This is a genomic window from Metallibacterium sp., assembly GCF_054637675.1.
Genome location: NZ_JBTSRB010000061.1, coordinates 1 through 14,268, shown reverse-complemented (window position 1 = coordinate 14,268; position 14,268 = coordinate 1). Strand labels below are relative to the sequence as shown.

Sequence of the window (14,268 nt, the reverse complement as noted above, 5' to 3'; positions counted from 1 at the left end):
CAGGCGACGCAGCGCGGGCGGCGGTAGACGGCTCATTGCGCCTCCGCCTGCAGCAGCGCCGCGTAAGCACCCCGCGCGCGCATCAGTTCCCGTGGCGCGCCCTGCTCGACCACGCGCCCGTCGCGCAATACCACGACCCGATCCGCGGCTTGCGCCGTTGCCAACCGATGCGCGACCAGCAACACCGTGCGCGTGGCGGTGGCGGTGCGGATGACATGTTCGACAGCCTGCGCGCTGTCGGCATCGAGATGCGCGGTGGGCTCATCCAGCAACCACACGTTCGCGTGTTCGCGCAACAGCGCGCGCGCCAGCGCCAGGCGCTGCAATTCGCCGCCCGACAGGCCCAGACCATGCTCGCCCAGCGGCGTATCCCAGCCTTGCGGCAGACGCGCGATCACCGCATCGAGTCCGCTATCGGTCGCAGCCCGCTGCAGTACCGCGGCATCCGCACGCGGCGCGGCCAGCAGCAGGTTGTCGCGCACGCTGCCCTCGAAGATGTGGGTCTGCTGCGGCACCCACGCGATGCGCGCGCGCCACTGCGTCATGTCCAGATCGGCCAGGTCGATGCCATCGATCAGCACGCGACCGGACCCGGGCGACGCGAAACCCAGCAGCAGATTCAGCAGCGTGCTCTTGCCCGAACCGGTGGCGCCGACCAGGGCGGTCACGCGTCGCGGCTGCAGCTCGAAACTACACTCGCGCAGCGCGGCCGCGCGTCCAGCGTGGACGTAGTTCACGTTGTCGATGCGCACGCTGGGCGCGTGATCGGGCGGCGCGTGATGTCCTCCCGCCAGCGGTGCGCTGGCTTGCGGCGGCGCATCGTCCAGCACGGCCATTTGCTGCGCCGCGGCCAGCGCATCCATGCGCGCGTGGCGCAACGTGCCCAGCGCGCGCAGCGGCAGATAAAACTCCGGCGCCAGCAACAGCACGAACAGGCCATCGTGAAACGGCAGCTCGTGCCAGAGCAGGCGAAACCCGATCAACACCGCGACCACGGCGATGCTGACCGTGGCGAAAAATTCCAGCACCAGCGCCGACAAGAACGCCACGCGCAACACTTGCATGGTGAGCTTGCGGTAGTCCTCGCCATCGGCGTCCAGGCGCTGCGCCACGCGCTCGGCGGCACCCAGTTGGCGCAGCGTGCTCAGGCCGCCCAACGCGTCCATGAAGGCCGCGCCAAGACGCGTGAGTTGCGCGTAGCGCTGCCGGCTGGCGCGCTCGGCGGCATTGCCCACCAGGACCATGAAAAACGGAATCAGCGGCGCCGTCAGCAGCAGGATCAACCCCGAGATCCAGTCCGCGGGAAACACCAACAGCGCCAGCAGCAGCGGCACCAGCGCGGCGGTACTGACCTGCGGCAGATAGCGCGCGAAGTACGGCAGCACGGCATCGACGCCATCGACCAGACGCGTGATCAAATCGCCACTGGCCTGCGCGCGCAGCCCCAACGGACCCAGCGCCTGCGCGCGGGTGAGCAGGCGCGCGCGCAATTGCGTGCCCAGATCCAGCCCCGCGGCAAAAGCCGTGCGCCGCGCATACAGATTCAGCAGCAGGCGCAGCGGCGCCAGCAGCAGCAGGCCCCACCATTGCGGCCATAGTTGCGCCAGCGGCGCATGCCTGAACAATGCGGCGTCAAGGATGTCCGCCAGCAGCCACGCTTGCGCCACCAGCGCCAGGGCTTGCAGCACGGTCGCCAGCGCGGAGCGCTGCAAGGGTTTGCGAATCCGCCGCGCCTCGCGGCGCAGCCAGTTTGCTGCCTGCATGCCTGCTTCCAAAGAGACGGGGCCGCGAACGGCCCCGTCGGTCACGCGCGATGATGCCCGATCAAGGCTGCTTGCGTATGCCGCCGACGGCATGCTCGGCGGCGGCCCGCTCCTCCTGCGTGTCCAGCAGCGCGGCACCGGCGGCCGAGATCAGCACGATCATGGTGGTGCCCACCAGCCAGGCGAAGTACCACGCGCCCAGATCACCCAGCAGCGCGGCCATCAGGATGACCACGATGGCAAGAAACATGAACAACAGGAAGTACAGAAAGGTTCGCATGATGGACTCCTCAGTATGCGTGTTCGTCTTCGGCGATCTTCTCGGCGCTGACCTTGCCGCGCATCACCCAGAACGCCCAACTGGTGTACCAGAGGATCAGCGGCACGAACACCAGCGCGAAGCCCAGCATCCACAGCAGGGTGAGTTCGCTGGAGCTGGAGTTCCACACCGTCAGACTGACCGAGGGATTGCTGCTTGAGGGCAGCATGAAGGGAAACAGCGAGACGCCCGCCGTGCCGATCACGCCGATCCAGGCCAGCGCGCCCAGCCACCAGCCCAGATACGAGCGCCGGGCGCGCGCGGCCAGCAGCGCACCGAGCATGCCGGCGAAGCCCAGCAGCGGCACCAGCCACAGGATCGGCTGCGCGGCGAAGTTGGACTGCCACGCGCCCGCCGCCGTGGTCACGACCTGCTGCAGCGGCGTTTGCGGCACGCCCGCGCCCGGCCCGCTGACGATGCTGTAGCCCGGCAGCAGGTGCGCCCACACGCCGCCGATGGCGAACAGCGCGATCGCGGCGCTGGCCGCCACTTGCGCCAGTCCGCGTGCACGCTGGTACATCGCGCCCTCGGCGCCGTTCATCATCGTCAGCGCGCCCATCATCGCCGCCAGCGCCAGCGACAGCACGCCGGTCATGATCGCGAATGGATTGAGCAGGCCGAGAAAACTGCCGGTGTAGAACGAAGTCATGTTCCACTCGAAGTGGAACGGCACGCCATGGAACAGATTGCCGAAAGCCGCGCCGAACACGATCATCGGCACCGCGCCGCTGACGAACAGCACCCAGTCCCACACATTGCGCCACGCCGGATTGGCGACCTTGCTGCGGTACTCGAAGCCGAGCGGACGCATGATCATGGTCCACAGCAGCAGCAGCATGACCACGTAAAAGCCCGAGAAAGCCGTGGCGTAGATCAGCGGGAACGCCGCGAAAATCGCGCCGCCGCCGAGAATGAACCACACCTGGTTGCCGTCCCAGTGCGGGCCGATGATGTTCAGCGCCACGCGCCGTTCCAGATCGGTGCGTCCGACGTAGCGCAGGATCGCGCCCACGCCCATGTCCATGCCCACCATCACCGCCAGGCCGATCAGCAGCACGCCCAGCAGCAGCCACCAGGTCACTTGCAGGATTGCGTAAATGTCCATGACTCAGCCCTCCAGATTCGTGTCATGCGCGGCGGCCGGCAGCGGCCGTGGCGCCAACGCGGGACGCGGCTGCGGACGCGAATCGCCCGTGCCGTGATGCTGTTCCGGTCCTTGTCGGATCGCGCGCACCATCAGATACATCTCGACCGCGATGAAGATCGAATACAACGTCACGAAGCCGATCAGCGAGAACGCCATGTAGCCGACGCTGTGCGTGGAGGCGCTCATCCACGTCGGCAGCACGCCGAACACGGTCCACGGCTGCCGGCCCAGCTCGGCCACCAGCCAGCCAGCCTCGTTGGCCAGAAACGGTATCGGGATCATCCACACCGCAGCCCTCAGGAACCAACGCTTGTCCTGCACCTTGTTGCGCAGCGTGTACAGCACCGCCATCACGAAGAACGCCAGCATCAGCAAGCCGAAGCCGACCATCGCGCGGAACGCCCAGAACACCGCCGCTACCGGCGGAATGGTGTCCCTTGCCGCCTCCCGCACCTGCGTCGGCGTGACGTTGCTCAGATCGGGCGCATAACGCTGCACCAGAAAACCGTAGCCGAGATCCTTTTCGTGCGCCTTGAATTGCGCCAGCGCTGCCGGATCCTCGGGATCCCTCGAAAGTGTCTTCAGCGCCTGCACCGCAGGGATGCCGTTTTCAATCTTCCTGGTGGCCTGCCGCTCCAGCGTGTCGACGCCCTTGACCGTGCCGTCGATGGAGTGTGTGACCAGCAGCGAGAGCAGGTAGGGGATTTGCACCGCGCCCATGTTGTCCTGCCGGGCCTGATCCGGGAAAGCGATGAGGTTGAACGGCATTGGCGCCGCCTCGCTCTTCCACAAACCTTCCATCGCCGCCAGCTTGGTCGGCTGCGCCTGCGCGGCAACAAACCCCAGCGCATCGCCCAGGGTGATCACGCCGATGGTGGCCATCACGCCATATAGCGCGGCCATGCGGAACGAGCGCTTGGCCAGGTCCATGTGGCGCTTCTTCAGCATGTAGAAAGCGCTGACGCCAGCCACGAAGATCGCGGCGGTGACGTAGCCGGCGATGCTGGTGTGCACGAACTTGGACTGCGCGTCGGGGCTGAAGATCAATTGCTGGAAGCTGGTCAATTGCATGCGCAGGGTGGTCGGGTCGAACGCCGCGCCCTTGGGATCCTGCATGAAGCTGTTGGCCACCAGAATCCACAGCGCCGAGAGGTTGGAGGCAAACGCCACCAGCCAGGTAACCGCCAAATGCTGGCCCTTGGACAGCCGCTCCCAGCCAAAGATCATCAGGCCGACGAAGGTCGACTCCATGAAGAACGCCATCAGGCCCTCGATCGCCAGCGGCGCGCCGAAGATGTCGCCGACGAAGCTGGAATAAAACGACCAGTTGGTGCCGAACTGGAACTCCATGGTCAGGCCGGTGGCCACGCCCAGGGCGAAGTTGATCATGAACAACTTGCCCCAGAACTGCGCCATCTGCTTGTAGATGGGCTTGCCGGTGGTGACGTACACCGTCTCCATCGCCGCCAGCAGAAAGCTCAGGCCCAGCGTCAACGGCACGAACAAGAAGTGATACAGCGCGGTGGACGCGAACTGTATGCGTGAGAGATCGACAACGGTTCCATCAATCATGGCGGCTGCTCTCGATGGTCAAATGCAACGCGTCGCTCATCACACCCGCAGGCGGCGCACCGGAATCGCAACGGCCACGACCTTCATGGCTGCCCGTTGCGACCTCATTATCAAGCGATACTCTAATATTCGCTTGCTTGCTCCTGCATGACAGTCTGTCGCAGACCATCATGAAAACAGCATGTCCCCATGCACTCGCGTGCACGGAAGCTCACTTTCCCCATACAACGTGCTGCATTGAACCCGTTCCGTCGTCCGCGCTACTTGATCAGGATCAAGTGCGGCTACGGGAACCTCGCGCGCGCGGCGCGGTCTAGGCTTGCTTGCACTTCGCAAGCTTGTGCGCCTACAACATCGGGCGCGCAAATGGCCTGCGTGCACCAGATCCCTTCACCTTCGTCGAGACCATTCGTGAGCCCATCCCGTCGTCTGCCGCGCGTATTGCGCCTGCTGGCCCTGACCGCATTGCTCAGCTCCAGCCTCGCGCTCGCCGCAGCCCCCTCCGCGTCCAGCGCCGCCAAGGCGGTGACGCCACGCGTCCCCGCGCATCTCGCAGTAGCGCAGTCCGCGCCATCCAAGCTCGCGCATGCGGCGGTCGGCAAGCCGCGCCGCGCGAAAGCGCCAATCGCCACCACCCCGACGCATCCAACGCCTTGGCTGGCGGGTGTGGTGCAGGCGCCGCTGGTCGGGCCGGTGACGCTGTACGGGCCGCCGTCCAACGTGCCGCTGCGCGGTCTGGCCTTGTTCCTCTCCGGCGATGGCGGCTGGAACCTGGGCGTGGTCGGCATGGCGCGCCGCGCCGCGAATCTCGGCTTGTGGGTGGCCGGCTTCAGCACACCCAAGTATCTGCACGCGCTGGCGGCGCGGCCCGCTGGAACCTGTAGCAATGCCGCCGGCACGCTGACCGCGCTGGCGACCAGCCTCAAGCAGCAGCTCAACCTGCCGGCCGACCTGCCGGTGCTGTTGATCGGCTATTCCTCGGGCGCCACCATGGTGTATGCCGCGCTGGTGCAGGCCGCGCCGCATGCGTTCCAAGGCGGCTTGAGCCTGGGCTTCGGGCCGGAGATTGAGACCACACATGCGTTCTGTCCCGGTGCCGGTGATCTGGCCTGGCAGAAATCGCCGCATCCACCGCACATGCCCAGCTTTGTGCGCAACACGGACGTGAGCGCGCCCTGGCACATCCTGCAGGGCGAGATCGACGAGGATGTCGCGCCGCAGTTCGCCACCGATTACGTCGCCGGCGTGCCTGGCGCCAAGGCCTGGCTGCTGCCGTATGTCGGCCACGGTTTCGGCGTGCCGCGCAACTGGGCGCCGGAATACCGCGCAGCGCTGGAAACACTGCTGCCGCCAAGTCCCGCCGCAGTACTCGCGCGACCCGCGCAGCCCGCCAAATCAGTCAAATCAGCCGTACGCTGAGCCCGCCATCACGATGGCGCGCCGCACGGCACGCGCTCGCCGGAGGTGCGCTATGGCGCGAGCCGCGGACGGTCCGCCGACGCCAGACCACTGACGCGGCGCGCGGCATCCAGCAGCGCGGCGTGACCGTGCTGTGGATGCAACAGTTCGGGCAGGCGCGCGCTGAAGCGCTGCGGCGCAATGCCCAGCGCGGCCAGGCCATCACTCTGACCGATCGAATCCAGCGCCAGCGACTTGAAATTGTCGACACTGATCGGTTTGCCCGGCAGCAGTTCGCCGATGCGCGCCTGCAGGTAGCCCAGCGTATCCGGCAACGGCAAGATCAGGCGGCGCAACCCCGCGGCGGCGCAGATCATGCGCACGATGCGAATCAGCTCCAGCAGCTCGGGGCCATACAGCTCATAGGTTTGCGCGATGCTCGCTGGCGACGCCACGCACTGCGCGATCGCCGCGCATACGTTTTCCACCGCCACCGGCGCCAGCTTGCTGTGTGGGCGCGCCAGCGGCAGCACGGGCAGTTGCCGCAGCAGCGCGGCGAAGCGCGAGACCAACCCATCGCCGCGACCGAAGATCACCGAGGGTCGGTAAATCGTCCACTGCAGGCCGGACGCGCGCACCACGCGCTCAGCTTCGCCGCGCGTGATCAGGTACATCGATTTGCCCTCGCCGGCGCGCAGCGAGCTCATCTGATGCAGACGGCGCACGCCGGCCTCGCGGCAGGCGGCCACCAGCGTCGCGGTGAGATCCACGTGCGCCTTGCGAAAGCGCGCGCTGCCGGTTTCATTGAGAATGCCGACCAGGTTGATGGCCGCGTCCGCGCCGTGCAGGTGCGCCAGCAGCACGCCGCGATCATAGACATCGGCGCTGTGCACGCTGACGCCGGGCAGCACCGTCAGTGCGCGGTGCTGTTCGCGATTGCGCGACAGCACGCTGATGCGATGGCCGTGCGCGACCAGGCGCGGCAACAACTGTGTACCGACGAATCCGGTACCGCCAAGCATGACCAGGTGCAGCGGACGCAGCGGTGCGAGACGCGATGTATTCATGGCGAAGTGGACTCGGTGGCGTGGGGATGGAGTGCAAGAATGATCTTGCCGATGTGCTCGCCCTGCTCCAGCAGGCGATGCGCGTCGGCGGCCTGCGCGAAAGGCAGCACGCGATGCAAGACCGGGCGCACGCGTCCGTCGTGCAGCAATGGCCACGCCTGCGCGCGCAGGGCACTGGCGATGGCGGCCTTGGCCGCGGCACTCTGCGGGCGCAGCGTCGAACCCGTGAGGGTGAGGCGCTTGCGCATCATCAGCGCCAGATCCAGCGGCGCCTCGCGCCCGCGCTGCGTGGCGATCTGCAGCAGACGGCCGTCCACCGCCAGCGCGGCGAGATTGCGCGGCAGATAATCGCCGCCGACCATATCGAGAATGACATCCGCGCCGCGATCGCCGGTGGCGGCCAGCAGCCCGGCGACAAAATCGTCGTCGCGATAATTGAAGCAACGGCGCGCACCCAGACGCTCGCAGGCAGCGCACTTTTGCGCATTGCCCGCGGTGGCGTACACCTCGGCGCCCAGCGCATACGCGAGCTGGATGGCCGTGGTGCCGATGCCGCTGGCGCCGCCGTGCACCAGCAATACCTCGCCGGGCGCAAGACGGCCGCGCATGAACACGTTGCTCCACACGGTGAAAAATGTTTCCGGCAGCGCCGCGGCCTCGGCCATGCTCAAGCCCGGCGGCAGCGGCAGGCATTGCCCGGCCGCCACGGCCACGTACTCGGCGTAGCCGCCGCCGTTGCACAGCGCGCACAACGCGTCGCCAACGCGCCAGCCCTGCACCGCAGAACCCAGCGCCGCGATGCGCCCGGCCACTTCCAGTCCAGGCAGATCGGATGCGCCCGGCGGTGGCGGATACGCGCCGGCGCGCTGCGCCAGATCGGGCCGGTTGACGCCCGCGGCGTGGACCTCGATCAGGATTTCATCGGCGCGCGGCAACGGGCGCGGGCGCTGCGCGCTGCGCAATACCTCGGGGCCACCGGGCGTGCTGATCTCGATCACCTGCATCATCACTGCTGCGCTCATGGCGCATCGCTCGGTGCCGCCGCATGCACGCTGGTGGCGGGCGCGGGCTGTGTGCTGGCCGCGACTGGCGGCGGTGCGTCGCCCTGCGCGGCCAGATCCTCGACGCTGCACATCACCGTGGCGCGCGGCGCCTGCGCGCCAGACACATCATGGGTGCTGCCGAAGGGCTGCATGCGCGCGCTCAAGCGCACCGGATCCTGGTGCAGACGCCAGTCGTAGACCACGCTGAAAGCCAGGCTGCTTTCCACATAGTCGCGCGTTTCGGGATACGGAATGGTGGCCACGAACACATCCGGCGCCAGCGTGGCGCGCTGGTCCAGCCAGCGCTGCAGCGCGGCCGGGCCGGCGTTGTAGGCGGCGCTGGCCAACCACTGTGCGCCGAAGCGATCGGCCAGATGCCGCAGATAGCGCGTACCGAGGGCGATGTTGACCGATGGATCATCGAGGCTGGCCGCGCCATCCCATGGCAAACCGTCGCGCCGCGCCAGTTGCGCCGCGGTACCGGGCAGCAACTGCATCAGCCCGCGCGCATCGGCGCCGGAGCGCGCGTTGCTGATCCACGCGCTTTCGGTGCGGATGATGGCGAAGGCCCAGGCGGGATCGATACCGGCTTTGCGCGCATCGCGCAGCACGCGCGCGCGCTCGGCCAACGGAAAACGCAGGCTGTAATCACGCAGATAGTCGCCGTGATTGAGCAGGAAAATCGCACGATCCACCCAGCCACGGCGGTGCGCCAGCACCACGGCGGCGTAGCGCTGCGCACGATCGAGGCCGGGCAGGGCCGTGTCCCACTCGCGCCGCGCATGGGTCAGGCGATTCAACGCGTACCACTCGAAGGCACGCTGCATACCCGGATCCGCTTCGACCGCGGCGGTGGCCGCGGTCCGCGCCGGTGGATCGCGCGGACACAGCGCATACGGCCGCTGCACCTGATCGGCGGCCAGAAAACCGTAATAGGTGGGGCTGCGCGCCAGCGTGCGCCAACGCGCATCGGCCTGTGCCTTGGCACCGGTGGCGGCCAGCGCGCGCGCCTCGAAGTAGCGCCATTCGTTGGCGTCGCGCTGCGTCTCGGGCATGGCGCGGATCGCCGCCAGCACGGCCGGCCAATCGGCCCGCGCCAGTGCCACGCGCACGCGCCACTCGCGTGTCAGCGGGGTCTGCGCGGATGCCGGCAACGCTTCCAGTGCGCGCAGCGAGCCGGGGATGAGGCTGGTGGCCTGAAACAGCGCCAGCGCGGCCTCGATGCGATCGACCTGCGCCGGCGCCAGGCTGAAGCGCGAACGCAGCGCCCGCCAGGCCGCGCGCGCGGCATCGTCGTCATTGCGCGCGCGGCGCGTCAGCGCCAGGGTCAGCGCCTCGCGCGCATGCGCGCTGTCGGGCCAGGTAGCGGCCTGTGCCAACGCGCTGGCCGAATCCGACAGTGCCAGCGCCAGGCGCTGCGCGCCGGCCTGCTGCGCGGCCGGCAGCCACGCCAGCGTTTGCGTGAGCGTGCGCAGTCGCCCGCCGTGCACAGCGCGTTCGATGCGCGCCCACAGTCGTTCGCGCGTGAGCAGGCCCTGCGTGTTCGCCAGCTCCAGCAGCGCGTTGCAGGCATCGGGCAGACGCGGCGCGTTCCACAACGCGGCGAACATGCCGCCGTACGCCAGCTTCTGGCCCTGCGCGGCCTGCGCCTGCAGTGCGCGGCAGTCGTAGGCACTGCCCAGATCCGGCGCGTAAAACGCGAGGTATTGCTGCCAGTCCTGCTGCTGGGCGAGGCGGTCCAGCCAGACACGGCGTAGCTCGCGGCCAGGGATCAAATCGCCGTAGCGCGCAAGGTAGTCACGTACTTGTGCAGCGCGCGCGCTGCGCACATCGTGCATCAGGTAGGCGGCTTCGAGATATGGATACAGCGGGTAATCCTGCAGCGCCTCGGTGTCATGTTTCCATGCCGGATCGCCCTGCTGCGCCAGCGCATAGGCCTGCGCGAACTGTTCGCGTTGGCGCTGCAATTGCGCGCCAGCGGCGGCCTGCGCGACGCCAGTGGCAGCCAGCATCCATAGCGCCAGCGATGCCAGCACGAACCTGATGCGCCACTGCCGGCGCGCGCGAAGCCTTGGCATACTGCATACTCTCCTGAAGGCGCGATTCTACAAGGCATGCCTACCGTGCACGCCTGCCGTGAGTGTCCACGAGTGTGTTGGCGGCGCGTGTCCGCTCCGCGTGCGTGGCACGGCTTCCCGGCATCCGTCACGCTATCCCCGCAAGGCCATCTCATGGTGTTCGACCTCGTGCTATATCTGCTGGCCGGCGCCACGGCCGGGTTTCTCGGCGGCTTGCTTGGTATCGGCGGCGGGCTGCTGATCGTGGCCGCGCTCAGCTTCACCCTGTCGGCGCTGGGCGTGCCGGGCAGCGAGGTGATGCATGTGTCGGTGGCGACCTCGCTGGCCGGCATCGTGCTCATCGCGGCCGCGTCCACCACGGCACAGCTCAGGCGCCGCGCGGTGATGTTGCCGACGTTGCTGCGCCTGGCGCCGGGGCTGGTGCTGGGCGGCTTTATCGGCGCGCATCTGGCGCAGTTGATGAGTGGGTCGGTACTGCGCTGGGTGATCGCCGGGTTCTGTCTGTTCATGGCCTGGCGCATGGCCTTTGGCCACCAGCGTGAGGTGCGTGAGGAGCACATGCCGACCTCGACATGGCTGCTGCCGGCGGGCCTCGGCATCGGCACGGTCTCGGCCATCGTCGGTATTGGCGGCGGCTCGCTGACCGTGCCGCTGCTGGTGACCCTGGGCGTGAAGCCGGTGCGCGCGGTAGCCACCAGCTCCGCCGCCGGACTGCTGATCGCGCTGGCCAGCTCGTTCAGCTACATGCTGGCGCTGCATGCGCCGACGCTGCCGCTGCCGGCTGGCGCGCTAGGCTATGTGTACCTGCCTGCCGCCGCAGCCATCGCCATCGCCTCGATGATCACCGCGCAGTTTGGCGTGCGCCTGGCGCACCGGCTCTCCGGACCCGCGCTCAAGCGCATGTTCGCCGCCTTCCTGCTGGTGGTGGGTGTGCTGATCGCCAGCGGCGGATGAGTCGGCCACGCACGCGCTTCGCGCAGCACCACGCACAGGCGCTCGCGTGCGGGGTACTGGCTGCCGCGCTGCTCGGCGGCCTGCTGTGGCTGGCCGCGCTGCTGTGGCCGGTGGCGCTGCCGGGCAGCATCCCGGCGCGGCTGCAATGCGTGTCCTACGAACCGTTCCGTCTGCCCGGCGAGAGCCCACTGCGGAAACATGCGCACATCGGCCGCGCGCGCATCGACCATGACCTGGCCGTGCTGGCGCAGCACTTCGACTGCGTGCGCACGTATTCGGTGAGCCAAGGTCTGGATCAGGTGCCGGCGCTGGCCGCGCGCCACGGCATGCAGGTGCTGCTGGGCATCTGGATCGGCGCGGACGCGCGCGCCAACGCGCGCGAGATCGCGCATGCCTTCGCCGTGGCGCGCGGCGCGCCCGCCGGCAGCATCCGCGCCATCGTGGTCGGCAACGAGGTGCTGCTGCGCGGCGATCAGCCCGCATCGGTGCTGCTGCGCGATCTGCACGAAGTGCGCGCCGCCACCGGACTGCCGGTGACTTACGCCGACGTGCCGGAGTTCTGGCTGCGTCATCCGGAGCTGGCGCCAGCGGTGAATTTCATCAGCGTGAACATGCTGCCGTACTGGGACAATAAGCCGGTGTCCGCGCGCGCGGCGGTGGCGCGCATGGCGCGGCAGATGCGGCGCGTGCAGGTGGCGTTTCCGGGCAAGCCGGTGTTCATCAGCGAGACCGGCTGGCCCAGCGCCGGGCGCGCGCGCCGCGATGCCGTGCCCAGCCGCGTCAACGAGGCCTTGTACCTGCGCGGCTTCATCGCCTGGGCGCAGGCGCACGATCAGCGCTACAACCTGATCGAGGCCTTCGACCAGCCCTGGAAGCGCGCGCTGGAGGGCACCGTCGGTGGCTCGTGGGGCATCTACGATTCACGGGCTCACCCCAAGTTCGCGTGGCGCGGTCCCGTGACCGAGGATCCACGCGCCTGGTGGGCGCTGCTGCCGCTGCTGCTGGGCGCGGTCATCGGCGCACGGCGCGGCGGCCGCGCCGCGCGCACCTGCGGCGCGCTGGCTGGTGCCGGCACCGGGCTGGCGCTGTGGGCGTTGCTGCGCATGGCCACGGCGGCAGCCTGGGACGCCGCGCGATGGACCTGGTGGGGGCTGCTCGGCGCCGGCCTGCTGTGCGGCGCGTGGCTGTTGCTGGATGCGCTGAGCGCGTGGCTGCGCGACGGTCACCTGCGGCATCCCGTGCGCCTCGCGCGGCTGAACTTCACCGCGTTGTTCGCCGTGGTGTACATGGACCTGCTGCTGGTGTTCGATGGCCGCTATCGCGACTGGCCGCTGCCGGCGTTCATCCCCATCGCGCTGGGCGTGGCGCTACTGCGCCTGCTACACGGCGCACCGCTGCTGCATGGCCCACGCGCACGCGCGCTGGCACTGGCGGCACTGCTGCTGGGCATGGTTGGCGTGCTGCAGGAAGCACTGCTGAATCCTTACGCGTGGTGCTGGCTGGCGGCCAATGCGCTGCTGGCCTGGGCGGCGCTGGGCGCTGTCAAATCCGCCGCACCCGATCAGGCCTGACGCACCGCCGGAATCAACAGCAACGCGCCCACCAGCAGCGCCAGCGCACCCGCCTGAAAGCTGAACAGCATCAGCCCCGCGGCGCCCAACGCCAGACACAGCGCGGCGCTCGACACATGCCTCCAGAGCAGCGCCAGCGCGGTCGCAGCCAACGCCAGTGCGCTCAGCAGACCACTGTTGAACGCCTGCACCAGCATGGCGCGCACGCCGCATGCGACGCCGCCCTGCCCGGCCAGACAGGCCTGCGCCACCACATGCGGCTCGATCAGCCCGTAACGCGCCCAAGCCGCCAGCGCCGCGACTAGCGCAGCAACAAGCATGGCGAACAGCCGCGGCCGCCAGCCCGCTGCGGCATGCGCTCGGATGGCCATGACATGACGGATCCGCGAAACAACCGGCATGATTTTGTAGCGCATTTGTAATGTATTCGTTAGATTCGACAGGCCGTATTACATAAAAGTCACGGCGTCCTCTCGGCACCTGGAGAACATCATGTCGCATACCTTACGCCAACGCACTCTGACCATCGCCATCGCTGCGGTTTTCGCCTTGCCCTTGCTCGTGCATGCGCAGGATACCGCGCCGCCACCCGACAAGAAAAATGCCAAGCAGCTCGAAGCGGTCGAGGTGCTCGGCTCGCGCATTCGCGGCGCTGAAATCGCCACGCAGACGCCGACCATGACCATCACCGCGCGGCAGTTGCAGCAGACCGGGCTGACCAGCCTCGGCGACATCCTGCAGCAGTTGACCACCTCCGGATCGGCGCTGAACACCAAGTTCAACTCGGCCGGCAACTTCGGCTTTCCGCCGGATGGCTCGGGCGTGGGCTCGGGCTCGGCGACGCTGAGCCTGCGCAATCTGGGCGCCAAGCGCACGCTGATCCTGGTCGATGGCCTGCGCTGGGTGAACGAGTCCTCGGCCTCGGGCGTGTCCGCGGCGGTGGATCTCAACACCATCCCGGTGAGCATCATCGAGCGCATCGAGATCCTGCCCGACGGCGCCTCGGCGCTGTATGGCTCGGACGCCATCGGCGGCGTGGTCAACATCATCACCAAGCGCACCCAGGATGGCGCCGCGGTCAGCTACTACGTCGGCGGCTACGACGCGCTCAGCGGCGGCATGACCAGCACCGGCACCGCCTCGCTGGGCGGCAAGTTCAATCGCGGCGAATTCTTCATCGACTTCGAGCACGTCAAGCAGAACGCGATCAGCTCCGGCGCGTGGTCGCAATCCGGCGCAGCCTGCGTGCCGGGCACCGGGCTGGCCAACTGCTCCTCGGCCACGCCCACCGGGCGCTTCATCTTTACCGATCCCAACACCCAGCAAGTCCAGGATCTGACCCTCAACGGCGCGTTC

The 14,268-nt window shown here is 68.3% G+C and carries 12 protein-coding genes; 4 read left to right on the top strand and 8 right to left on the bottom strand.

The window, feature by feature from the left end:
* Positions 1 to 32 precede the first annotated feature (32 nt).
* From cydD to ACYDAT_RS14085, 4 genes are all read right to left on the bottom strand, one after another.
* Entirely contained in the window at positions 33 to 1,763 is a 1,731-nt protein-coding gene (gene cydD / locus ACYDAT_RS14100; protein ID WP_461450877.1) for a thiol reductant ABC exporter subunit CydD, read from the bottom strand.
* A 61-nt stretch (positions 1,764 to 1,824) separates the two neighbouring features.
* Positions 1,825 to 2,043, bottom strand: coding sequence for a hypothetical protein (locus ACYDAT_RS14095; protein WP_461439402.1), 219 nt, complete (start codon positions 2,041 to 2,043; stop codon positions 1,825 to 1,827).
* Positions 2,044 to 2,053: 10 nt separating this feature from the next.
* On the bottom strand, positions 2,054 to 3,187 hold the full coding sequence (gene cydB, locus ACYDAT_RS14090) for a cytochrome d ubiquinol oxidase subunit II (RefSeq protein ID WP_461450875.1): 1,134 nt from the start codon (positions 3,185 to 3,187) through the stop codon (positions 2,054 to 2,056).
* 3 nt (positions 3,188 to 3,190) lie between these two features.
* A complete protein-coding gene (locus tag ACYDAT_RS14085) occupies positions 3,191 to 4,801 on the bottom strand; it encodes a cytochrome ubiquinol oxidase subunit I (RefSeq protein ID WP_461450873.1) in 1,611 nt (536 codons plus the stop codon).
* Positions 4,802 to 5,212: 411 nt separating this feature from the next.
* Here ACYDAT_RS14085 and ACYDAT_RS14080 point away from each other — a divergent pair, with 411 nt between their 5' ends.
* Positions 5,213 to 6,220, top strand: coding sequence for an AcvB/VirJ family lysyl-phosphatidylglycerol hydrolase (locus tag ACYDAT_RS14080; protein WP_461439399.1), 1,008 nt, complete (start codon positions 5,213 to 5,215; stop codon positions 6,218 to 6,220).
* A 50-nt stretch (positions 6,221 to 6,270) separates the two neighbouring features.
* On the opposite strand, the gene ACYDAT_RS14075 is transcribed toward ACYDAT_RS14080, so the two are convergent.
* The 3 genes from ACYDAT_RS14075 to ACYDAT_RS14065 are packed head-to-tail and all read right to left on the bottom strand — an operon-like array spanning position 6,271 to position 10,387.
* Complete coding sequence (locus ACYDAT_RS14075; protein ID WP_461450871.1) at positions 6,271 to 7,266, bottom strand: complex I NDUFA9 subunit family protein; 996 nt, start codon at positions 7,264 to 7,266, stop codon at positions 6,271 to 6,273.
* Positions 7,263 to 8,288, bottom strand: coding sequence for an NAD(P)H-quinone oxidoreductase (locus ACYDAT_RS14070; RefSeq protein WP_461450869.1), 1,026 nt, complete (start codon positions 8,286 to 8,288; stop codon positions 7,263 to 7,265). The genes ACYDAT_RS14075 and ACYDAT_RS14070 overlap by 4 nt, the downstream gene beginning before the upstream one ends.
* Positions 8,285 to 10,387 (bottom strand): lytic transglycosylase domain-containing protein, encoded by a 2,103-nt coding sequence (locus ACYDAT_RS14065; RefSeq protein WP_461450867.1) that lies wholly within the window; start codon positions 10,385 to 10,387, stop codon positions 8,285 to 8,287. The genes ACYDAT_RS14070 and ACYDAT_RS14065 overlap by 4 nt, the downstream gene beginning before the upstream one ends.
* A 153-nt stretch (positions 10,388 to 10,540) precedes the next feature.
* Between ACYDAT_RS14065 and ACYDAT_RS14060 the strand changes: the two genes are divergently transcribed.
* Both ACYDAT_RS14060 and ACYDAT_RS14055 read left to right on the top strand, forming a co-directional pair.
* Complete coding sequence (locus ACYDAT_RS14060) at positions 10,541 to 11,341, top strand: sulfite exporter TauE/SafE family protein (RefSeq protein WP_461450865.1); 801 nt, start codon at positions 10,541 to 10,543, stop codon at positions 11,339 to 11,341.
* Positions 11,338 to 12,912: a glycoside hydrolase family 17 protein gene (locus ACYDAT_RS14055; protein WP_461450863.1), complete on the top strand. Its 1,575-nt coding sequence runs from the start codon at positions 11,338 to 11,340 to the stop codon at positions 12,910 to 12,912. The genes ACYDAT_RS14060 and ACYDAT_RS14055 overlap by 4 nt, the downstream gene beginning before the upstream one ends.
* Here the strand turns inward: ACYDAT_RS14055 and ACYDAT_RS14050 are convergent.
* Positions 12,903 to 13,283 (bottom strand): hypothetical protein, encoded by a 381-nt coding sequence (locus tag ACYDAT_RS14050; RefSeq protein WP_461450861.1) that lies wholly within the window; start codon positions 13,281 to 13,283, stop codon positions 12,903 to 12,905. The two genes, ACYDAT_RS14055 and ACYDAT_RS14050, sit on opposite strands and share 10 nt — an antisense overlap.
* Before the next feature lie 121 nt (positions 13,284 to 13,404).
* Here ACYDAT_RS14050 and ACYDAT_RS14045 point away from each other — a divergent pair.
* The coding region (locus tag ACYDAT_RS14045) for a TonB-dependent receptor plug domain-containing protein (protein WP_461450859.1) at positions 13,405 to 14,268 on the top strand (864 nt) is incomplete at its 3' end.